Origin of the sequence: Aeromonas sp. R4-3 (genome assembly GCF_040908275.1) — a bacterium.
Lineage (GTDB): Bacteria > Pseudomonadota > Gammaproteobacteria > Enterobacterales > Aeromonadaceae > Aeromonas > Aeromonas rivipollensis.
Genome location: NZ_JBFODK010000030.1, coordinates 1 through 22,993, shown reverse-complemented (window position 1 = coordinate 22,993; position 22,993 = coordinate 1). Strand labels below are relative to the sequence as shown.

17 protein-coding genes are annotated in these 22,993 nt (G+C 54.0%); 2 read left to right on the top strand and 15 right to left on the bottom strand.

What is annotated here, in order from left to right; genetic code table 11:
- The first annotated feature begins 70 nt into the window (after positions 1 to 70).
- A protein-coding gene (locus tag AB5Y91_RS10565) for an IS3 family transposase (RefSeq protein WP_158196725.1) occupies positions 71 to 1,233 on the top strand; the annotation gives its coding sequence in 2 pieces (ribosomal slippage) (positions 71 to 326 and positions 326 to 1,233; 1,164 coding nt in all).
- Positions 1,230 to 5,456, top strand: a complete 4,227-nt coding sequence (locus tag AB5Y91_RS10560; RefSeq protein ID WP_368169762.1) for a helicase-related protein — start codon at positions 1,230 to 1,232, stop codon at positions 5,454 to 5,456. The genes AB5Y91_RS10565 and AB5Y91_RS10560 overlap by 4 nt, the downstream gene beginning before the upstream one ends.
- Positions 5,457 to 5,755: 299 nt before the next feature.
- Here AB5Y91_RS10560 and AB5Y91_RS10555 read toward each other — a convergent pair whose 3' ends face one another.
- The 15 genes from AB5Y91_RS10555 to AB5Y91_RS10485 form a co-directional block, all read right to left on the bottom strand.
- Positions 5,756 to 7,453: a hypothetical protein gene (locus tag AB5Y91_RS10555; protein ID WP_368169761.1), complete on the bottom strand. Its 1,698-nt coding sequence runs from the start codon at positions 7,451 to 7,453 to the stop codon at positions 5,756 to 5,758.
- Positions 7,450 to 10,137, bottom strand: coding sequence for an ATP-binding domain-containing protein (locus tag AB5Y91_RS10550; RefSeq protein WP_368169760.1), 2,688 nt, complete (start codon positions 10,135 to 10,137; stop codon positions 7,450 to 7,452). The genes AB5Y91_RS10555 and AB5Y91_RS10550 overlap by 4 nt, the downstream gene beginning before the upstream one ends.
- A gap of 752 nt (positions 10,138 to 10,889) precedes the next feature.
- On the bottom strand, positions 10,890 to 12,389 hold the full coding sequence (locus tag AB5Y91_RS10545; protein WP_368169759.1) for a tetratricopeptide repeat protein: 1,500 nt from the start codon (positions 12,387 to 12,389) through the stop codon (positions 10,890 to 10,892).
- A gap of 392 nt (positions 12,390 to 12,781) precedes the next feature.
- On the bottom strand, positions 12,782 to 13,057 hold the full coding sequence (locus tag AB5Y91_RS10540; protein ID WP_368169758.1) for a hypothetical protein: 276 nt from the start codon (positions 13,055 to 13,057) through the stop codon (positions 12,782 to 12,784).
- The gene (locus AB5Y91_RS10535; RefSeq protein WP_368169757.1) at positions 13,044 to 13,358 is read right to left on the bottom strand and encodes a hypothetical protein; all 315 of its coding nucleotides are present in this window, start codon (positions 13,356 to 13,358) and stop codon (positions 13,044 to 13,046) included. Before AB5Y91_RS10535 ends, AB5Y91_RS10540 begins: the two co-directional genes overlap by 14 nt.
- Positions 13,359 to 13,617: 259 nt before the next feature.
- Positions 13,618 to 14,313, bottom strand: a complete 696-nt coding sequence (locus AB5Y91_RS10530) for a phage antirepressor KilAC domain-containing protein (RefSeq protein WP_368169756.1) — start codon at positions 14,311 to 14,313, stop codon at positions 13,618 to 13,620.
- A 219-nt stretch (positions 14,314 to 14,532) separates the two neighbouring features.
- Positions 14,533 to 15,174: an inovirus-type Gp2 protein gene (locus AB5Y91_RS10525; protein WP_368169755.1), complete on the bottom strand. Its 642-nt coding sequence runs from the start codon at positions 15,172 to 15,174 to the stop codon at positions 14,533 to 14,535.
- On the bottom strand, positions 15,167 to 15,418 hold the full coding sequence (locus AB5Y91_RS10520) for a hypothetical protein (RefSeq protein WP_368169754.1): 252 nt from the start codon (positions 15,416 to 15,418) through the stop codon (positions 15,167 to 15,169). The genes AB5Y91_RS10525 and AB5Y91_RS10520 overlap by 8 nt, the downstream gene beginning before the upstream one ends.
- Positions 15,419 to 15,514: 96 nt before the next feature.
- A complete protein-coding gene (locus tag AB5Y91_RS10515) occupies positions 15,515 to 15,988 on the bottom strand; it encodes a hypothetical protein (protein ID WP_368169753.1) in 474 nt (157 codons plus the stop codon).
- 1 nt (position 15,989) lies between these two features.
- Positions 15,990 to 16,196 (bottom strand): AlpA family transcriptional regulator, encoded by a 207-nt coding sequence (locus tag AB5Y91_RS10510; protein ID WP_045524334.1) that lies wholly within the window; start codon positions 16,194 to 16,196, stop codon positions 15,990 to 15,992.
- Positions 16,197 to 16,663: 467 nt separating this feature from the next.
- Positions 16,664 to 17,197, bottom strand: coding sequence for a hypothetical protein (locus AB5Y91_RS10505; RefSeq protein ID WP_368169752.1), 534 nt, complete (start codon positions 17,195 to 17,197; stop codon positions 16,664 to 16,666).
- Entirely contained in the window at positions 17,194 to 18,429 is a 1,236-nt protein-coding gene (locus AB5Y91_RS10500) for a tyrosine-type recombinase/integrase (protein ID WP_368169751.1), read from the bottom strand. Before AB5Y91_RS10500 ends, AB5Y91_RS10505 begins: the two co-directional genes overlap by 4 nt.
- Positions 18,430 to 18,803: 374 nt before the next feature.
- Positions 18,804 to 19,505, bottom strand: coding sequence for an SIMPL domain-containing protein (locus AB5Y91_RS10495; protein ID WP_139744668.1), 702 nt, complete (start codon positions 19,503 to 19,505; stop codon positions 18,804 to 18,806).
- Between the two features lie 56 nt (positions 19,506 to 19,561).
- Complete coding sequence (locus AB5Y91_RS10490; protein WP_368169750.1) at positions 19,562 to 20,119, bottom strand: hypothetical protein; 558 nt, start codon at positions 20,117 to 20,119, stop codon at positions 19,562 to 19,564.
- A 90-nt stretch (positions 20,120 to 20,209) separates the two neighbouring features.
- Positions 20,210 to 22,993 (bottom strand): VWA domain-containing protein (locus AB5Y91_RS10485; RefSeq protein WP_368169749.1); only part of this gene is annotated, 2,784 nt, incomplete at its 5' end.

The window sequence follows — 22,993 nt, the reverse complement described above, 5'->3', positions numbered from 1 at the left end:
ACTGTAGTGGTCTAATCATCCCGGACACCGTTTTAGGTGGTACAGTCGCCACCATGACTTGAGGTGTTCAATGACAAGATTACGTCGCTCATTTACTGCTGAATTCAAACTCGAAGCCGCATCCCTGGTGCTCGACCAGGGATACTCTGTCCCCGAAGCCAGCCGTTCACTGGATGTCGGTGAAACCATACTTCGCCGATGGGTTCAGCAGCTTCAATCTGAACGAACCGGCACCACCCCTATCGGCAAAGCGCTGACCCCGGAGCAGCAGAAAATCCAGGAGCTGGAAGCCCGCATCAACCGGCTCGAGCGCGAAAAGGACATTCTAAAAAAGGCTACGGCTCTCTTGATGACGGACGAGTTCACTCGTACGCGCTGATAGACCGATTAAGAGAGCAAGCCCCCATCACTCTGCTCTGCTGCGCTTTCGATGTTCCAACATCCTGTTTTTACGACTATCTGGCCCGCAAGCGGACGATTAACCGTGAGCGGATGCAGCAACGCAGCGAGTTGCGCCGTTTGTTCAAAGAAAGCCGGAACTCAGCGGGCAGCCGCGCCTTGATGTCGATGATGCGAGAGCTGGGGCATCAGATTGGCCGATTCAAAGTGCGCAGTCTGATGAAAGAAGCCGGTCTGGTATCCAAGCAACCGGGCGCTCATCGCTATCAGGTCGCCCGGTCTGAGCGACCGGATATTCCCAATCTGCTGGCCCGTGAATTTGATGTCCAGCAACCCAATCAGGTGTGGTGTGGCGATATCACCTATGTCTGGGCCGCGGGTCGTTGGTATTACCTGGCCGCAGTGCTCGACCTGCATACCCGGCGGGTCGTGGGCTGGGCGATGTCTGACAAGCCTGATGCAGAGCTGGCCATCAAAGCACTGGAGATGGCCTATCAGCAGCGGGGTTGCCCATCCGGTGTGCTGTTTCACTCCGACCAGGGCAGCCAATATGGCAGTCGGGCATTTCGGCAACGACTGTGGCGCTATCGCATGACCCAGAGCATGAGTCGGCGTGGCAACTGCTGGGATAACGCGCCGATGGAGCGGCTGTTCAGGAGCCTGAAGTCAGAGTGGCTCCCGACAACGGGATATATGAACCTGCGGGAGGCGAAGCGGGATATCAGCTATTACCTGATGGATTACTACAACTGGCGGCGTCCACATCAACACAATGACGGGATCGCGCCAGCAAAAGCCGAGGATCGGCCTAACCAAGTGTCCGGTTTTAGTTGACCACTACACACAGGTTATTGCAAGCACAGCCAACCAATGCACTCACAGAAGAGGATTTACTTGATCTTCAAGAATTACTGCAGTTTCAAGCCAAGCGAGATTTGGGGCGTTATGAAGATAAAGAGTTAAAACGCTTACAAGAAAAAAAGAGGGACGCCACCACGCGACCAGAAATTAGTTGGACGGACATGGTGAATCATCTTGCGGGCACTCCAGAACTGCAAATGGGTATGTTGGACTACTATAACGGCCTGGCACCAAATACTTTCGGCAAACAGGACAGTATTGCCCTGGCTGGGATGCTAATGGCCCGTGAGTTTTATCGTCGTCCCAAACGCGCCAACAGCCTGGAAACACTAGGACTGGTGCAGGTTTGTTATCCCAAGCTGGCGAGCATCACCAGCACCCCCATGACTTGGCCTGCACGCTTAACTAAAGAGCAGTCTATCGAGTCTTGGCGTAATTATCTGAAGGTACTACTGGACTTCTTCGTTCGTGAAAACACTATCCTGAATATAGATAGACGCTGGCAATCCCTGATTGGCGCACGAATCCGCCCCAAGTGGGTATCCCCCCCCGTTCAACAAGGTAAAACTGAAAAGCTGTCCGGACGCTATACGCGATGGCCGACCGTCAACACCGTCAACGGTGTTCAATCACGAGCAATTCTGTTGCTCTGCAAGGCGTTTAATTGGTCTCCCACTTTGCACCAGGATCAGATAGATTCGATTCTGAACGAGGCATGGGTTGCACTCACCCAGCACGCAAAAATGTTGATCTCTTCCGGTGATGGTTATCAGCTCGACTTGAGGGAAATAAGCTTCCGGCTGCCCCATGAGGTCTATTTCTGTCCGGTATCAAGGCGATTTATTGATACTCCGTTCGAAGGGCTAAGCCCCTATACACCTCGCACCGATCGGGAGATGGTTGTGAAAGTGGTGCCTTACACAATGCCGAGGCCTCCTGAATCACTCCTGCATACTTCTGGTGATCAAGGCTTGCTGGGCATCCGCGATTGGCTTAATAACCAACCAGAAATACAAAAATTACGCGAGAGTGCGCTTTGGTCTGATGTTTCAGATTTGATCAACGAAGGCGGGAATTACTTCTGTGCGGCAGAACATTCCGCCCAGCAACCAAAAAATAAACTGGATAAATACGAGGATCAATTCAAAGCCGGAAAACTGAATTTACTAAGCTGTTCAACCACCATGGAAATGGGTGTAGATATTGGTGGTATCAGCGTAGTAGCAATGAATAACGTACCTCCTCACCCTGCTAACTACTTGCAACGGGCTGGTCGAGCAGGCCGACGCCGTGAAGGGAGATCTTTGGCACTTGCTATTTGTAAAAATACCCCTCATGACCAAAGCGTATTCAATAACCCTCTTTGGCCATTTACCACAGCGATGCGTATGCCCAAGGTGTCACTGCAAAGCCCTGAACTGATACAACGCCATATCAACGCTTGGTTATTATCTCATTGGCTGAAGCACGTTATCGCTGCCGAAGAGATCAAGTTGATGACTTCAGGGGCTTTCTTCCTTGATAACGGGATGCCTATGTCTCTTTCCAAACGCTTCGCTCTGTGGTGTGAGAGTCAGGCGCTAGGAACCGATGCTCTTATCTCTCAAGCGATCAAGGACATTACCCGGCGTAGCATTCTCAATTCAACTCCACAATCAGAACTGTTAAAACGAGCAAGTAATCGAGTTGTTGAGATTACACAGTCATGGTTGCAGGAACATGAAGCAAGTCGGTCGCAACTGCAGCAAGTCGAAGACAAGAAAGCCGCCGCCTATCGAGCCATGGACGCGCAACTGAACCGGATAGAAAATGAATATCTTCTTAGCGAGCTGGCCGATAAGCGTTTCTTGCCAGGTTATGGTTTTCCGACAGATATTGTCAGTTTTGATAATCGCTGTATGCAGACCTTGAAGCTGGATGAAAAGGGCCAACGGGAAGACAATCGAGCCCGCTATCGTTCACTTGCCTCCCGAGATCGAATTACCGGACTGCGTGAATATGCTCCCGGTGCCGAGCTGGTCATGGATGGCTTGGTGTACAAATCATCTGGCATCACCCTGAACTGGCACGCTCCTGCCTCTACCGAAAACGTCAGGGAACTACAGCTTTTCAAGAAGGCTTGGCGTTGTGGGCACTGTGGGGCCAGTGATACGGCCATCAACCCTAGTCTGGAACTCAACTGTCAAGAATGTGGATACCCGATTGAACACGATCAGATCCATGAATACTTGGTGCCTGCCGGGTTTGCAGTGGACTTCTTTGATGATCCCCACAACGACATCAGCCGACTGCAATATATACCGGTTAAAGCACCTTGGCTGAATGTGCCTGCTAGCTGGATCTATCTAGCCAATCCGGCGCTCGGTATGTTTCGTGCGAGCCAACAGTCTCAACTGTTTCACTACTGTTCCGGAGCTAACCAGAAGGGGTTCGCCATCTGTCTCGAGTGTGGCAAGACCGAACCTATGTTGAGTTATCCTGATTCCTCTGCTGCGGCCAATGAACAGTATCTGCCAGCCATTTTCCGCGAAAAGGCCCAACATCGAAGGCTGCGCGGTGGTAAGAACGATAATGGCGAGAACATCTGCCCCGGCAGCAACAACAGTTGGAAGATTAAGCAGAATATCCATCTGGGTCATGACAGCCTGACTGATGCACTGGAACTAGTACTACGAGATCCATTGAGCGGAGAGTTTCTCAATGATGATGTCACTGGCTATTCAATTGCTGTCGCGTTGCGAGAAGCCATTGCCTCTTCACTTGGTATTCAAACTGAAGAACTTGGCTGTGACTGCCATCCAATCCGCGTAGAGGGCCAAACCGCTAAAGCAATTCGCGTGTTTGATTTGCGTAGTGGTGGCTACACCACACTGGCTGCGGAACAGTTGAATGACGCAAACTTGTGGCAACGGGTTATTGAACGTCTGAACAGTTGCAACTGCTCGCATGCTTGCCAGCACTGCTTGCTCAGCTTTGATACACGTTTTGAAGCTGACCGTCTTAATCGCCATGCGGCCTTGGAGTGGATAAATAAGACCTGGCTGACCGGCTTGGCACTGCCTGCCCCCCTTCAAGTATTTGGGCCACATAGCCAAGCCGAAATTACAACCTTGCATGAAGCAGTTGAAAGAACCATCACGCAGGATAACAGCCCCAAGACCATCGCAGTCTACCTCCTTGCTCCCGCCGAGGAGTGGGATCTTGCCGTTGCTCGCCGAATGCGACATCAATTACATAGCTGGGAGCGTGCCGGACACCAAGTGCAATTGCATTTTCTCGAAAGCACCTTCGAATCCTTGCCAACAGATCAGAAAGAATGGTTAGCAAAACTGGCCTTTAATGGAATTGGGTTATGTTTGCACAAAGGCATTCCCGCCCTTGGAGAACTAACACTAAACATCACAGTACAGGGACCACAAGCTAACCTAGCATGGGCCAGCAATAATATTGATCTGGTTACTCCAGGGCATGTCTGGGATCTAGCGTCTGCTGGCTCGCAGATTGTTCGCGGTTGCCCACCTGATTTGCCGATAAGCCGCGAACTAAATACTAACGAGCTGATGCCAGACAAGTCTCCCGAGCTTATCAAGATTGAGATAGCCGATCAGCTAGACGGCACTCTCAACGGTTTTGCTGGCAGGTTCTGGGACCACCTTAGAAATGAATCAGGTCTTCTTCTTAATGACATATTTGAGGGCAAAGACCACATCACCGAAGTCACCTATACAGACCGTTATGTATGCAACCCACTAGTTGTGAATCATGTGGTTAATGTGATCCATGAGCTGGGAGTCCGCTGCAGTTCAAGTTTCGATATCAGGGTTATGGGGCGTCAATATCAGAAGATCGACAATCGGGCACCTTGGCAATGTCGTCATGATTGGCCCTCGTCTCAAGAGCGGGATGAGGCCATCCGCCAAGCATTGGAATACTGTGGTCTAGAGGGGGAAGTGCTCAGCCTCCACTCCTTACCCCACTACCGACAGCTACAGCTTCAGCTTAATTCCGGCAAACGACTGACTATTCAGTTTGATCAGGGGCTTTCATATTGGGAGGCGGACCGCAGTGAGAAGAGTTATCGACTGAAATTCGATTTCTATGCTGATTCTCTTGGTGAAGAGCTTATTGAGAGAATACATTGTAGAGTTGCAGCGGCTGACAAAGAAAACACACAAATTTTCGTTTCTATCGAATGATAATGGAGTGACATAAGGTCGGCTCTGTCGCAATGCTGATCAGTTAAAGGTCTATTGACCGCTCCTTTCACTGTAGGAAAATCCGGAACCAATGACTGGTTCCGGATTTTTATGTGTCTATTGCAAACGATCTGCACTTGTATATTCCTGCCGCCCATATTCCCGTTGAATGGAATTAGCACCGCAGCAGTCTTGTCTGAAAGGTCCTGCGATACTTTCTATCGCTATCAAAACGCTATGGCCGAGGGCGGGGTTGAAGCCGGAAATGGCATCTACTATTTGCGAATGAAATCATTCAGCTAACCTTGGTCATGTTTGCTGCTGGTTGACAAAACAGCGCTAAGTGCCACAGCACGCCACCCATATCGGTCTTCTTTGGGATGCTTGGCATAGACCAATACTGCGGCTACGTCATTAACATCCACGGGAATACAACTAACTAGGTAAGAAGGAACAAAGCTATCGTCGATAAATGCGAATCCTTTGGCGTTCCGCCTCAGGTGACCATTCGCCACCCGTACGTCCACATCCTGACGCGGGCCTGGGGCAACGGCAAAGATTTCCGTTCGACCCGTCTTTTGGTTTAGTGTGGTCCGAAAAGAAACGCCCAAGCCTAACGATGGAGGTTGAGATCCGATCCAGGCACTGTTGACGACGCCAACTTCTATATCGCGATTAATGAAAATCTTCGTACGCTTTTCTTCTGATGCCACGCGCGAGACGACGCCAGATCCGGCATCTGTGCAGTCCCACGTAGATCCTTCCGGACGCGGCGCAATTTGAACTATATCCTCGCGATTGTTCGCCAGCTGCTTCCCAACAACGAGAGTTACGGGGTCGCCAATCTTAAAGGAAGAGACACGCGCACCCGGTCCAACGATACTGACCGAGGCACCGCCGTTCGCTCGCACAGAAAACCTCGAAAGGGGCCTGACCTTTCTACCAGGTGGCGCTTCCTTTTGCTGATGTGGCACGATCACGCCTAGATAGGTTGCAGACCTCACCTCCACCGAATCGAAGCACAGCACCAACGCTTCCTGGGAGTGCCGTGCGTAGAAATCTTTGGGATTCTCTGCTTCGGGTGCTGACGGATCATACCAACTGCTGCTGATCAGCTCTTGAAGCTCCTTGTCGATTCCCCAACCTTGTTCCTGCCGAATGTTGATGGCAGTGACGAGCTCACTACTTGCCTGAGAGAAATCCCCTCGCTCTGCCAACATCTGTGCAAGTTCACGATGAACATTGACGGTGAATTTGGGATCAGAGCCACATTCCAGTGCGCGGCAGGCGCACGCGAGCGCGAGTTCTGGCTGGTCCTCAGCGTATAAGCGTGCGGCCTCTGCCCATACCCAGAATTCACTTCTCTTGGCCTTGATCACGGAGCCAAGAATGCCAGTGGCCTCCGCGTGTCGATGAATGCGTCTCAGTAAAAAAACCTTGTCCCAATCCAGCCAAAGAGCATCATCACCCTCAGCGACAGGCCGAATTCGGTCTATCCACTCAAGTGCAAGATCAATGTCTTCTGGCGTGGCGTCGGGGAAGGCCTTGACCCATTTTACCAAAGCACGTGCTACGCCAAGTGCGATCGGTGGGTAGCGATTCTCATCACGCTGGCTGTATTGCCAATCTTCCGTGCCTAAACCATCGTTACCAACCCATCGAATGAACCCTGGAAAGGTTTGAAAATGCGGTGCAATTTTGCAGACCTCTCGAAGGATGTTGGAAAGTGCATTGTCTGGGCGACGTTTCGGCTGTTTTGCGAATCGGCGAAGTTCCTTATGGATTTGGCTAATGGTCTGCACTGGGACGGGCTGCGAAGCCTTCAGCTTTGCACCCACCGTGGAAACTAGCGTCTTGACGAGGCCATAGAAAGCCCAATCAATCTGTGTCCTTAGTTTGAAGTCGTCAGGATCATTGGCAAGATCTTGAAGACCGAGGTCGATCGCCTCCTGGAAACGCCCCGATTTCCGGAGCGCTTGTACATCCGCCCATGTCATTGCAAAATCGACCTTATTGTTTCAACTGACTCGAGGTTGCTGCACGACAGCGGGCGCAAGCTAGAAACCAGGCCCTGCTTATCGAAGTTGATCTCAAGACCGAGCAGCTCATCTTGGTTGCGAACAACTGTGATCGCTAAACGGTAAGGGGTTTCGGCGGCGGATACGATCTTCCAGCCAATCCGCTCCAAACGGGAACGAGCAGACCGAAGCAATAACAAAACCTCATATGAGTACCCATTTGTAGCAACGCACGCGCTAGCTAAGTCGGTAAGAAAGGACCAATGTGCTAGATCCTTCGCATGCATGGCGGTGACGACATTCTTTCCGTTGTAGGCGATCCGCAGTTGGCATTGTTCGCCTTGCGGTCCAGCAAGATCGTATTGCTCCTGGTAAGGGTGACAGGCCGCCTTTACGACCCGCCAGCCCAACCCCTCTGCCGCATTGACGATACGGAGCCAAATTGCTACGGACTTGAGAACATCTTTCGATTGGTCAAGTCCCTCAGGCAGGCTACGTTGCTGGTCTCTTTCGGACGCGATTCCGTTGGGCTGGAATACCCAGCCTGCACCTACTGCGATATCGGTGGCTACCTTGACAGCCCCCGCATTCCAGACAGCAGCATCAAATGGGTGGATGTCGGTGAAATTCAATAAAACCAGCTCACGTTCGGCGACTGTGAGCGCCGAGTACAGCCATCGGAAGAATCCTTCAGAGTGCCGGCCAGTGGCATGATCGCAATTCACGTAACAAATCGGCAGCGACATACCTTGTGCATGGTGAACTGTGGAGGCATAGCCATAGCGCGCGTAGGTGAAATCTGTTGCGGGCGGTGGTGGTGACGGTCCCTCTATTCCCTGTAGTGGAGCCTGTTTCCCATCGAACGCTTTCTCTCGGGCCCGCTTTACGGCGTTTCGCCAAACGCTTTCAGCTACTGCAGTCTCTTTGTCCAACTCCGGTTTTTCCGCCCTCAGGAACTCCTCGAATACATCGAGTTCGGCCTCATCTCGACCATGGAGCCCACATTTGACGGAATGGAACTTGACCGGGCCACTTTTTACCCAGCTCAAAGCTTGTTGGTACAAGGTACGCTTGCCCACACTCGCGACTGCGCGGCGTCCACCGGATTGCAAGGCCAGGCGTAAGCCGAATGCGTCGCGCACATCCGGGCTGACATATATTTCTAGCAGGTCACCGACCTCTAGGAGGTTCAACGAATTTTTTCCGTGCAAGCGCTCCCGAACCCATTGCGTCAGTGCATTGGCTTGGCCGTGCGTCTCGGCCAAATACCAAACGGAACTTGGGTCAGCACGAAAGTGCTCCAGGATCTCGTTAGCTGCATCTTTCTTTTCGACAATCCTAAAGCCGTCGTCTGTCGACAGCTCCAGCACAGCGAACTTCTGCATCCCTATTGCCGACACCAACTTGACCGCATTGGCCAGTTTGGCCGAGCCACCGGTAGTGTCGATCAGTTGGGTCAGCTCTAGCGACTGGTGCTTCAGTCCACGTGCTTTCTGAAAATCACCAGAAAGCACTGATTCCTCCGCGCTGCCGCGTTGGATCTGGTAGGGATCACCAAAGAAAACAACCTTGCGCTTGCCATTCCCGAGATGGGCAAAGTCGAAGAAATCCGACAGCAACTGTCCGCTCCCATATTGCTTGCCGTCGGGGGTGGAAAATCTTGAGTTACCCAACAAGTGGGCGTCATCAAGAAGGTAGACGCAGTCGGACTCATCATCGCATTCCCTCAAGGGAATGACTTTGAGCTTCTTCTGCTCTGCCGCACTTTCCAATTCATCATCGCCGTTCACTCTACCAGTGTAGAGATGGCCATAGATGCTGTTCGACTCCAGCTCGGCCCCATCGGCAAGACGTCGGTTAGGTTCCAGTACGATGAACTGTTTACCGGCTTTCTTGACTTCCTCCACTACCTCGATCAGCAACCGGCTCTTGCCAGTCGAAGTCATGCCCAGCACTGAAAAACTATCCAAATCGTCGGTGGCGACAAAGCTGCATAGGGTCTGCAAAGCCTCGCGTTGATGCCCGGTCAGCGGGGCGCGCGTTTGGGGTTGAACCGAACTCGAATGAATATCTCTGACCTGTAGGCGACTGGAAGTCCATTCAATAGGCTGAACGCCCAGCCTGCGGACAATCTCCAGCGCTTCGTCTCGAGCAACCCTCAATGCAGGTGAGGAAAGACCATCGAGCATGACCGTGCTGTTGACCAAATCCGTTGGGTAGAACCAGGAACGAACCTTGGATGGAAGTTCCAACTGATCTTCAATCCTGCCTGAAAATATGACGCCAGCAGAAATATGGCCGAGGTTGCGTCCAGGCAGCATCGTCTTTGATTGCAGCCAATCCAGAACGGAGAACTTGTTGTCGCGCAGTTGTTGGTAGGGGTTGGCCTTCCGTCCGCCTTTGACTATCACGCCATCAGCTTGCCAGGGACCGTTCTCGGTGCCAGTCAGCTTGCCGCCATAGCACTTGAAATCGGCCACGATGATTGCTGACGGCAAGATACAGACCAGGTCAATTTCCGCGCCATTCCACATCGCGTTTGCAATCGTAATAATCCAGTCGGTGCTGTTTGCCCAACGGTCTTCGAGTCGATCCAGAAAAACGTGGAGCATCTGGTTTTCATGAGTGCGGCTGGCCTTCTCACCGTAAACGAGGATGGTCATTGGCTACCTCCATCGCCACAGAGAGCGCTTGAAGCCTTGTGACTATGGGCATTCCGTACACAGAATATGATCGGTGGTTTTGTTGCCACATCGAATTGATTCATGACAGGCATTTCCATGCTTGGGCGTATCACCGTGTGTTGAGGCGTGCGCTTAGATGATCAGTTTTTGGAGTTTTTCAGCGTAACAATTTCCCCCTAGAACTTCTGCAACCATCCGTTTATTGGCTCGTTGGCAGGAAAGGATACCTACCTCTTCAAACAGCGGATGAAATCAGTCAGTCAATTGGTCAATTTAAGAGGCAGATTTCTAGTAATTTATCGATGCTAATTGACAGGAGTATATCTAAGAAAACTCGATTGAATCACGGCTGAGTTCACATCGCCACCAAGGACTCCAGAGTAAAGCTGTATCACCATAGTATTTTGGCATTTTTCAAAATTGCACTTCGCTTATTTAAGCTCCATCAAACGACACTCAATGCACGGATTCACACCTTAGTACCGGTCAGTCTTCAAAGTTGGCATGAGATACCAGATTACCGCCACGATATGTCCCTTGGCTTGGCTCATTATCTATGGCTCTAAATGTAGGTGTAGCTCATAGGAAAACAGCGGTTTTGAGCCATATGTTTCGAGGGGCTAGCCGAATGGCTCAGAAGGTACACATTTTGAGCCATCTTAGTTGAGCAGGTAGCGAAAAGGGGCGCCGGTTTATCGTAACGCCCCTTATCCGCACTAGTTGATGGGTTACTACCGAGGTCGGTACTGCTCAACATACTCGCCAATCAGTACCTCTACTTCTTCCAAGACCGCTGGCGGCAAACGCTTGGCAGAGAGGTCACGGTTTATAACCGCATCGGCAGACCCATTAGCAGCTGCCACTGAACTCCAGAAGTATGCCCGCCTATCATCCTGCGCTATGCCATACATCACCCCTAGCATAGATTGTGCATCGGCATGGCCCTGCTCGGCAGCCTTGCTGTACCAGGCCAGCGCCTGCTGCCTATCCTCCGTTACTCCATGGCCATTCAAGTAAGCCCAGCCAAGATTGAATTGTGCATTAGCATATCCCTGCTCAGCAGCCTTGAGATACCAAGCCACCGCCTGCTGATCATCCTGTTCCACTACGTCGCCATTCGCGTACCTGATGCCTAGGTTGAATTGCGCCTGGGCATTACCTTGTTCGGCCGCCTTACGGGTCCAGGCCAGCGCCTGCTGATCGTCCTGTGCTACCCCTTGGCCACGCTCGTACATCAGGCCGAGGTTACTTTGTGCCATGGCATGACCCTGTTCGGCCGCCTTATGGGTCCAAGCCACCGCCTGCTGGTCATCCTGCTCTACCCCTTGACCATCCCCGTACCTTACGCCGAGATTGAATTGCGCCTCGACATCACCCTGCTCAGCAGCCTTGCGATACCAGGCCACCGCCTGCTGGTCGTCCTGCTCCACCCCCTGGCCAGTCGAGTACATCCGGCCAAGGTTGTATTGCGCTAGGACATTACCCTGTTCGGCCGCCTTGCGGGTCCAGTCCAGCGCCTGCTGGTCGTCCTGCTCCACCCCCTGGCCAGTCGCATACATCACGCCGAGATTGAGTTGCGCTCGGGCATTACCTTGTTCGGCCGTTCTGCGTAACGACACAAGCGCCTCGGCATGACCTTGTTCGGCCGCCTTGCGGGTCCAGTCCAGCGCCTGCTGATCGTCCTGTGCCACTCCCCGGCCAGTCGAGTACATCCAACCGAGGTTGTATTGAGCATTGGCATTACCCTGTTCGGCAGCCTTGCGATACCAAGCTACCGCCTGCTGGTCGTCCTGCGCCACACGTATGCCCTGCGCGTACATCTCACCGAGGAGGATTTGCGCGTCAGCATGGTTCTGCGTTGCCGCCTTAAGCAACCAGGGCAGCGCCTGTGTGGAGTCATCAGCCCCCCATAAGCCCATGCCATACATCGCCCCTAGGTTGTACTGCGCATGGGCATGACCCTGTTCGGCCGCCTTATAAACCCAGGCCAACGCCTGCTGGTAGTCCTGTGCAACCCTCTTGCCGTTGCCATACATCATGCCGAGGTGGAATTGTGCCTCGGCATGACCTTGCTTAGCGGCCTTCTGCACTTGGGCAAGGGGCACATTTTCCCAATTTGTCACCTGAGATTGTGCCCCCCTAACCCAGTCCACAAGCCGCGCCAACACCCCTTTTTTCATTTCGGTCTTACCACTTGATTCATGATTGCTCACAGTGTACTGCAATGGCACCAGCGGTGTATCGCTGTGGTCTCAAACCTAAGCCTTGCTGACATCTAGGTAAATGGCCAGCGCAACCCGAAAACCGTTGCGCCTAATAATGAATACGGAGGGGGGCATGGAATGGATATAAGCTCAAAATTCGAGCGGGAACGGATCTATTGCGCTGGCACTGAGGAAGGAAGTCGTCCGGCGTGAGTCACCCAAGATGGGCCTTAGATGAAGGGTGAGAAAAGGGGTATCGAGAAAAATGCCCCACAAATGCCCCACAGAACTGGGGGACCGGAAAAGCACAAGGGCCTAGCCGAAGCTAAGCCCTTGTTGAATTTGGTCGGTGTGAGAGGATTCGAACCTCCGACCCCTTCGTCCCGAACGAGATTGCAGTGCGGGATGCAGCGATGAAATTATTGCTCTACTTTGGCGCCATCAGTCGCCTGTTGTTGCCGGTACTCGTCTCTAAGTGCCTCAATATGAGCAAGGTCCCGGCCATAAAACTCGATCCCTGTGAACGATGAGGTTGCTGTTTTTTCTTGCATACAGATGTTCCAGGTACCGCACCGGGGGTCATCGCCATCAACCAGTGCTACGAAACTCACCTGACTCACAACTTTCAATTGCTTATCCGGATCAACGCACTGCTCGAGACGAGCCAGGCGGCCTGAAATGTTACGGCTGGTCATACTTTCCCCCTGACAGTAACGACGCTTCCAGCTTTGCCACCCGCTCTTCAACGTCACGCAGGCTGCGGATCTTGAGCTCTAACAATTCAGCATCAATGGAGTGCTCAGGCGTCACGGGCTTGAGCGCAGGATAGGCCCGCTCAATGACCAGCTTCACAGCTTGCATCTCGCCAGCCTCAACGGCCGCCCGTAACTGCTGCAGTGCTTCGGCGACGAGGTTATCCGGCAACTGGCTGCGCTTGCCCAGTGCGCCTTTGGGGCGGCCAGCAGCATTACCCGATTTCCCAGGTTGATACTTCATTACTACGCTCCCGACGCTTGACGTTGACTGCTCATGCTACGACCACGAAACCGTAATTTGATACTGTAGCGCTCTGTTAATTACCTGTTTTTTACAGGGTTCCAAATCTGATAATTGAAGCTTTGCGGGCTCTTGCATCTACTGTTGCTCGGCATACTCCACGTCTTCGTTATTGGTCATCCAATGCAGAACTAAATTGAGTACCTTCAGCACTGCTGACCTTGTTACAGGTTGCCGCATGCAGCGGTGTAGCCATGCGTTACACTGCCACCGCTTTCAGATGGCCACTATCCAACAACTTCTTGATCAGCCACTGCTGTCCCTTGCCGGTGAGCCGGGGCGTAAACCTCAGCCAAGTCTTCCCCTTTACCAGGACGGTTGACTGAACCACCGTAAAATAACCCCGGTCCTGATACTCTTGGTAGGGCAAGTTCTTCTGGATTTTGCCCGTCATCAGGATCCCCATCTCACGCAGCAGCGCAAAGATGCGATTCGGGCCGATGCCCACCGTCTTGGCAAAGGTGCCGAGGAGAATCCCCTTGTCTTCCCCAGCTACCAAGTCAGCGAACACCACCTTCGGGGCATCCTCAGCCACCTTCTGCTCCAGTGCGATATTCTGCTCGGCCAACTCAGCAGCCAGCCGTAACGCCTCGGGCATGGTCTGCGGGACCTTGGGGCTCCGCTGCTCCAATTGCTGCCAGCGGCGAATGATCCGCATGCGCAGGTCGGTGTTGTAGCCAGCAACCAGGCAAAGGGTCTCCTCTTTATCCAACATCAGACACGGTTGGATACGTCCCATCCTGTCTTTGTAATCTCCCGCTTTCTCGGGAGATTGAATTTCAACCAGCATCTTGCGGATATCGACCAACACATGGTCATGCCGCTTACCAGTCAGCTCCGCAATTTCCACACTGCTCATCACCGGATCTGCGCCCATTTTCATCAGCTCATTCATTGGGTATCCTCCCAAACTTCACGGATCTACCATCTCGACTACCTCGCCCGGTACTGATGGCCACGTCCAACTAGCCCAAAATAGAAAATGGATTGGACACAGTCGGACCTGCTTTTTCCTCCACCGCTGCCTACCATCGGATTGCACCTGGCGCAATCATCATCGCAAGAGATAAATTCCACCGCAGCCCCTACAGGGGTGACCACTCCCTAAGAACGGTTAAGGAGCCCTTGACTTAATGCGCGAACATCCAAAATCACGGGCACCGTCTGGTCGGAACCCCTTGCCCCTCGCCTTGGCAAGGTAGCTGGCCCGGTAGACTGCGTCCGCCACCAACGCTGGCTTGTCGATGAAGATGTACGGCTTCTTAGGTATTGAGGCTGTTCCCCCCATGCGCGCCCAAATCTCCCCCAGCTCTGCAAGCAATTTGGACGAATACCTTATCTTGTCACCGTCCAGCATCAGGACCAGGTGGTAATGCTGACGCTGAGCTTTTTCCTGCTCCCTCACCCACAGGAACCCCATATGCCGCGTTTGGTAGCGACGCTGAGCATGTTTGCGAGCGGCCTCAATGAACGCGCTGACACGTTCACTGGTGGCCTCTGGCTGGAGATGGTGAAGATCAAACCGGACAAATAGCACCCGCCGATAAAGGTCGACCATGGCAGTGAGTTGCTCGATGGTTCTCTGCAGGATCAGGGTATAGCAGCCCGACTTGGTCGAGTTGATCGGGTAGTTCATTCCTGCAAATGGGTATTCGTTCCGATGCGTCACATAGTCATAACGCTCGCCCTGTTTGCGCTTGGCCTCACCTGTCAGGTTGGCCACCACCGATGACGGCAACCCACCGTCCTCAAACATGCGTCGCCACCCACGGCAGGAGCCGCCCGTGAATGACAACTGTATTAAGGTCTCTAACTGGATAAACCCCCTTATAGATATTATAAAAAACCGCCTTTTTCTGACGATGTGAGCGTCCAGCCAGACCGCGCCATTGCTGGAAATACGCCATTTTTTGTGGCGGGATTAGCATGGCGGGATTACCGCAACTAATGCCATGCGACAGATAGGCTTTTTTGGGGGCTAATTCGCGGTAATTGGCCATGGTATGAGGGTCATTGCCAGAGGGGGTCATTAGGAGACGTTTGTGATGAGGTGGTGGGTCCAGGTCGTCAACTGTTGACCCATTACGCACCATGATTTATGCCCCAGCGTCAGGCGAGGTGAGGCCCCCCCAACGCTCATCACGCTTCGGATCGAAACCGAGTGCCAACAGCGTTGCCAAGGATGCTTTGCGTTCAAGGAAGGGCATGTTGGCAGCCAGAAGGATGGCGTTGCTACGCTCCAGAAAGGTAATTTGCTCAAGCTGATACGACGTCAGATGCTGGCGCAGCTCCCCCGCCAGCCCCCGCGCGGTAAGCCACTGCTTACTCTCCATCCCCAACACCAGACGGTTAATCATGTTCAACTCGTTGATGTAGTGGTATTCAAACGTACCCCTTCCCTGCCGGGCACGCTGCTGCTGCAAGGCGTGACACATCCAGGTGTGATGGTCTTTGGTGGCCTTGCGTTGGGCTTGCCAGCTGTTCAGAGACCAGGTGTGGAGTGGTGGGCACAGGCAGCGCTGGCTGTCGTTAGCCTCGCTGCACTGCAGCATGTTTTGGAAGGGGCGCATGTTAGTTGCCCCCATCCAACCGCTGGGATACCCACTGCTGGACCTCATCAGAATCCCAGCCAATGGCACGGGTACCGATCTTGCGAGCTTGGGGGAACTCGCCACGCTTCATCAGCTCGTAAATCCAGGCGCGACCGAAACCAGTGGCGGTCTTGACCTGCGGAAGCCGCATGATGCGGCGCTCGGGGGTGGGGGAATGAGTAGACATTGCTAAATCTCCTTAGTGCCCGATAGGGCTGAGTGGACTTAGCTTCTTCATTATAAGTAGAGAAAAATGAGCTGCAACGCTAAGTTATTTTCTCTACATATTGATATCCCCTAGCGACGTAATTCGGCCTGAGCTATTGGTAGCGGCAGGCCACCTTCCCCTTGTTCAGCTCAGCTGTAGGGGGGCTCCAACACGTGTAAGTCACACTCCTCCGTGCCAAAGTCATCGGGGACGTTGGCGTTCTGGATTGGTACGGTGGTAACGAACAATGACATTCATCAAGCGCGGCATGGGAAGGGTGGGAGTTGTCTTTACAGTGGCCGGACAATCGCCAGGTGAGGAGCTGATGGCGTAGGTGTCCATCAACACGCAAAGCACCCTGGCTTTGCGATCAAAAAGCCCCAGGGGTATCGAGCTCTTGGGGCTGAGGCATTGGGGAAAGGGAGGTTAGGTGGTATGGGTAAGCACTAACGCTGGCTCCGGCGTCGCAGTGCAGACCGTCGATTCTTCTCGCAATTATCCCTGTACTTCTGCGCCGGTTCGCGTAGCTGGTCAGCCTCATGTTCGCTGGCAACGAGTCGTTGCTTCAGCGACCTCATTTCCTGATGAAGCCTTCGGATCTCCTTGTGGCACTCCTCAAGGTGCTCGGGAAGACGAAGTCCCTGCGTCTCATCGCTGGCCCTTGCTGCATCTTCGACAACATCAAGCAGGGTTGGACGGGGCAGATCGGTGAGCTTGGCTGACCAGTCCGCACCACTGACCTTCAGCTGACGTGCCCAAACAGCCAGATCTTCGATTGTGATTCGTTTTTCTACCCTTACCAGCTTGTTGGTTGTCACTCCATACTTGATCCGTTTACGCCAGCGATCTATACCCTGGCGCAGGGTTTCGCCCGAACGTTGGTCTCGCTTTGCAAGCAGGGTAGCCGCCTCGTTGAGGGTGAGCCTATCTCCGAGTTGGTATGGGCGCATGGGTTGCGCTTCGTTAGGTGCCATTTTCATGCTTGTCCGAATCCTCCTACTAGCACATTCTCGGCTGGTGGAGTGGTGGCATAGCGAGCCCAGTCTGCCATTACTGACCGGCGCTTTTCCAAAAAGTCCGACCGGGAATAGGCGGCTTCGGTCTGGTCGCGCTTATCGTGAGCCAGTGCCAACTCGCAAATTTCGCGCGGGTAGTGGGTACGCTCATTGGCCCAATCCCGGAAGGTGGAACGAAAACCGTGCCGGGTAATTTCGGTGTAACCCAATCCGTGCAGCAGCTCGCGCATTGCATTGCCATGCATCGCGCCACTCTTGCCCTGGCCGGGAAACAGATAGGGACTGCCTTCCATCCGCTCCATGCCCTGCAGCATGGACATCACTTCCCGAGCCAGGGGAATAGTGAACGGTTTACGCTTCTTCATGCGTCCGGCTGACAGCGACCACACCCCGGCCTCCCAGTCAAATTCCGACCACTGGGCGAGGCGGATCATTTTGGTGCGGGCGCCAGTCAGGATCAGCAGACGGGCCGCCACAGCTTCACGGCTGGACAACTGCGATAGCACTGTCATTAGTTTGGGAAGTGCTCGCCAATCCAAAGCCGGGAAGTGCTGACGCTGAAGCGCCCTCTTTTTGTCGGCTGCGCTCAGCAGATTGTCCAGGTGGCCACGCCAGCGGGCGGGGTTGTCCCCTTCACGTAAGCCTCGGGCCTTGGCGGCATCCAGGATTTTCTCAATCTGGCCGCGGACTTCATCAGCGGTGCGGGTCTTATCTGCCCAAATCGGACGCAGCACTTTCAGGACCTGCTCCGTCTGGATGGTATCAGCCGACAGTTGGCCAATGACGGGAAAGGCGTGCAGCTCCAGCTTGCGTAGCCAGCCTTTGCTCCATTTTTCAGACCACGAAGCGCCATGGGCGGCATGATAGTCCAAGGCTAATTGTTGGAAGTTTATTCGACGTGCTGCAGCTTGGCGTTCCGCCTCGCGCTGAGCGGCGCGCTGTGCATCACGGGCCGCTAAGGGGTCGATTCCTATGCTCAACTGCTTGCGCGCGTCGGCGGCAAGCTGACGGGCCAATTTCAGGGACACGGCCGGGAATTTGCCCAGCCCCATCTCACGGCGCCGGCCATCCAGCTGATAGCGAAACGTCCATGATTTGGAGCCACTAAGTTTGACCTCCAACCGCAAACCATCGCCGTCTTCATAGGTGCCGGCTGCGACCAAATTCTCCACTTGCTTGGGGTTGAGCTTTCCCATGCCATCCTCCTACCCAGTGGGTGGAATAAATTCTGTCCCCCCATCCATCCCCCCACTTTTCCGCCGGATGACGGTCATTTTGAGTGGACACCAATAGACTAAAACTAGGTACTATCCATCGATAAGTCAATGGTTTAATAGATTACTCTGGACGGTGATAGATATAAAAAAAGCCGGTCAGTGACCGGCATTTTTTTATGCGTCAGATCCCCTGGCATGGGCGAAGTCGTCCATCACTCCCCTGCCCCGGGCCTGCCCAGATAAGAGCGTCCTCTGGGCGTTGCCATTCAGCTTCCATGATCAGGGCCTCCATAACGACAAACCCGAGGCAGAAGCCTCGGGTTTGGAGAGATCAGGGCCGGTTGAAGGGTCCATCATTCCAGCAGGAAGACGGCTTCCACGTTGTCCGTGATGCTGATCTGCTGCTGTTGGTAGCTGTTCTCCGCCATGTCGGCGGCAGGGGCCGCTGCAGCCTTCATGGCTCGGCTATAGACCGGCATGGGGGAGCTGTTGCGATACTCGACGCTGTACACCTTGCCAAGCTTCATGCCAAAGGCCTTGGCCAGGGATTCCGCCTTGCTGGTGGCATCTGCCACAGCACCAAGACGCGCCTGCTCCTTGATGACCTGTGGCGACTTGAGGCCGTACTCAATCTGGGAAACGGATTCCAGACCCGCCTTGAGGGCGGTGTCCATCAGCTGGCTCAGCTTGTCGAGCTGGTAGAGTTTGACCGCCAGCTGGCGCTGGGCACGATAGCCCACCATCTCGGGCTGCTTGTTCTGCGGATACTGGTACTCGGGGGAGATCACCAGATTGCCGGCCTCCACATCGCTGCGCTTGATGCCGAGGCTCTCCAGTTGACCAAAGAAGGCGGCAACCTTGGTATCCACCTGTTGCTTGGCCTTGATGCCCTGTTTCTCCAGGGCGGTCACGGCGACGTTGAGCGTCAGCATGTCGGGCTCAGCCTTCTGCTCCGCGTAGCCGCTGACCACCAGATGGGGAGCCTGGGGCACCTCGATGGCAAGCAGCGGGGCACTGACAACGAGCGCAGACAGGGTAAGAAGGGGACGCCACATAGAAAAAAACCTCCATCGATTAGATGGAGGTCATTATGCACGTCGTCGATTGGGATTCATATATCGTGCAATGGAGGGATCTGCTCCAGCACCTGATTGGTCATGTCGATGTTGATGCTGATCTCTCCTCCAAGGGGATTGCCATGGCTCGCGATCACTGACGACGGAACTTCGGCCCCGAGCAGGGACTCATCCTCGAAATGGAATGAATCCCACGACAGAACGTGACCCTGGGATGGCATGCTCGGCTCGGAAGCCGTCACCACCGCCAGGCTACTCCAGTCAAGCTCTTCACCATGGCTGAGCAGTCCCTGCAAGGAGCTGTCGCTCAGGCTCTGCAGTGAGTACTCCTGCTGCCCCCACTCATGGCCAACCAGCACCACCATGTGAGGCAAGGGAGCATCCTCTGCCGGCGTGAAGCTGATGCAGGAAGCGGCAAAGTCCACATTGAGCAGCCCCGCCACATCGCCATCCTCACTCTCCAGCTCCAGACCATTGAGCTTGTCACCCGTCATCGCGGCCTGATAGCCAAAGCGGCCGGAGCAGACGATGTTGTCCTGCCCGTCCCAGCTATAGCGAATGCCATCGATGTCGACCCAGTTGAATGGCCCCATATCTTCCTCACTACGTCAATGTTGCCTATCTTAACGTCCTTCCCGTGTCAGCAACAGAGGGCAGGCAAGCCCGCCCTCTGTACATGCTGTCTACGGATGTGGATCCACCTTGAGGTTACCATCATCGAGCAGTTGCTTGATGATGTCCTGGTTGGATCCAGATGAGAAGCTAGGTGCATTCTGGAAGAGCACAGTCAACTGATCCCCGCCAGCAGTACCACCATTGGTATCTATGGTCAGCGTGTTATTTGCCGTATCAAAGGTCAGATAACTGTTGAGCGTACCGGCCAAGACACTGTTGTTGGCGCTGGCAGGCACATCGACCAGCAACTGGGACAAGTCCAGCACATCGCTGTTGGCATTGCTGCCACTCAACCCCAGAGTGAAGTCGGCTATCTTGTCGATGCTGCCATCGGCCTCGCCAGCCAGCCACTTGAAGGTATCGTGCCCGGCGCCACCGGTCAGGGTATCTGGACCCAGGCCACCGATCAGCGTATCGTTGCCGATGCCGCCATCCAGGATATCGGTACCCACCCCTCCCAACAGGGCATCATTGCCTGCATCGCCATACAGGGTATCGTTCCCAGCGCCCCCTTCTATGTGGTCATGACCCCCATTGCCATGAATGGTGTCATTACCGCCATAACCCAACAGCACATCATCGCCTGCCGTTCCGTTAAGGTTGTTATCAGCACCGGTCCCTTCTATCGGAGTCGGCACAGCGGCAGCTGTGGCTCCAATGTTGATGGTCAGCTGGGCGGTGTCCTGATCACCATCGTTTTGCATGACCTGATAGGTGAAGACATCAGATTGGCCGACATTACTCAGGTTCGAGAGCGGAGTGTAGGTATAGGCACCATCACTGTGGATCTCGAGGGAACCATAGAGCCCGGCAACCGTCTGACTGGTGGTAACAGAAGTATAACTGCTGCCATTCCAGATCTTGAGCACAGCGTTCTCGCTGCCCAGAGCATCTACCGCCCCCCAGGGATCGCTGCTGTACGGGTTGTGATTGGGGTCGGTCAGCACATTGCCCTGAGCAGCCATGATGGCAATGGCGGCGGTGGCGGCGGCTGTGATGTTGAGTCTGATATTGTCCAGTTGCAAGGTTGAGTCACTGTTTCCAGAACCATCATTGACCGAGAAATAGACCCGATAACGAGTGTTTGCATCCAGTGTTGCTGTTGTGACCGTTGTCATTGAAGCGGGGTTGCTAGACAGATTGCCACTCAAACCTGCACCGGAAAGCTGAATCCAGTTAGCACCATCAAACTTGTAGAGGTTCCAAGTCACTGTATCGCTATTATTCACATTGTCTCTGTCGTACTGGAAGCTTAGCGTTGTCGCCAGTGTCGAACTCGTGACAAACTCCGGGGTCAAAAGCTGCGCTGCCCCTGCGCCATCATCATTCGAGTCGACCAGTAGCAATACACCACCGTTTACGCTGCCATCTAACGTTGAGCTGTTTAAGGTACTGACGACCCACTTGTCTCCATTACCTGCAACCGCCGTAGCGATAGTGCTTGACCCCAAATCGATCACGCTGGTACCGGTGCCAGACGTGTCATATATCCAGGGGTTATATCCTGTACCGCTCCCATTGGTCGTCGTCTGGAAATCCGCCAAGGTTGTAGGGGTCGTAACCCCAGGTACCATGATCTGATACACCAGCGCCTCATTGCTGTTGTCATAGACGGTGACCTCACTGGAATCCGTGGTGATCATATTCAACACCCCTGTCTTCACATCCCCATCGGCATCGCTGATGGTGTAACGGAAGGTTTCGGTGTAGTCATTGGCCACATCCAGCGACAGGCTGTAACTGTAAGCCCCGGTTAACAAATTGACCGAGAGAGTGCCCCCCCCATGAGTCGGAATAGTCAGCACATGGGTAGTAGCGTTATAGCCGGAATAAGCCGTGGTGTAGATAACATCCGGTGTCGCCGGGTTACCATCGGCATCGTGGGAAATACTGGTAATGGGCAAGGCGGCAGGACCGTCCGCACCAAAGGCCACCCCAGCATCGATCAGCAGGTTGCCCGTAGTTGGCACTTGTACAGTCCCCGAGAGGGTGCTGGCCAACTGGCTCAGGTCCGTCACTATGATGGCAGGCTGATCTGTTCCCGTAGCGCCGTTGTAGGAAATAGGCTCCAATGCTGGCGCCGTCGCCCCGCCCCCCATCCCCAAGGCATAGGCCTGGACATCATTGTTGGTCAGGAAATTCTGCCAAGCAGTCTGTTCAGCCGCATTGATACCGTTGTTTCCCGTCCCGATCACACCGGGCCAGCTGGTGCTTTCGGTAGGCTCACCATCGGAGAGGAAATAGAGCACGCTCTGTCCGCCGATGATCTTCCCTGCCGAATCATATGCCGCCATCGCCTTGATCAAAGCATCATCATAATCAGTGCCGCCGTTACCCAAGGTATCGGTAATGTCATCGATCACATCCAGTGCCTGAGCTGCCGTCAACCAGATATCCCCCGAGCCGAGGAAGTTGGTGGTCGCCGTACTGGCAAACCCCACCAGACGCACCATCACATTGCCCAAGTCATCATAATCGTTGATCAACTGCAGGATGGAGGCCCTGGCAACGGCCATCCGGGTAGCAAATCCAGGTGCCTCTGCATCGAAGTCCATACTGCCCGAGGTATCCAATATGATCATCAGATTGGTACCAGGGTTAGAAAACTCTTCTACCCGGGTATTCAGCTCTACAGGTTGAACCGGCACGTCATCCACGATGCGCACGATGAGCTGGTCGCTGCCACTGGTGCCACTCACCCCGTTCACCGCAATGGTCACGCTGTCATCAAATTCCGTCAGCGTGGCGCCTGCCTTGCTGTCGTTGTCAATGGTCGCGCTCAGGGTGTAGCG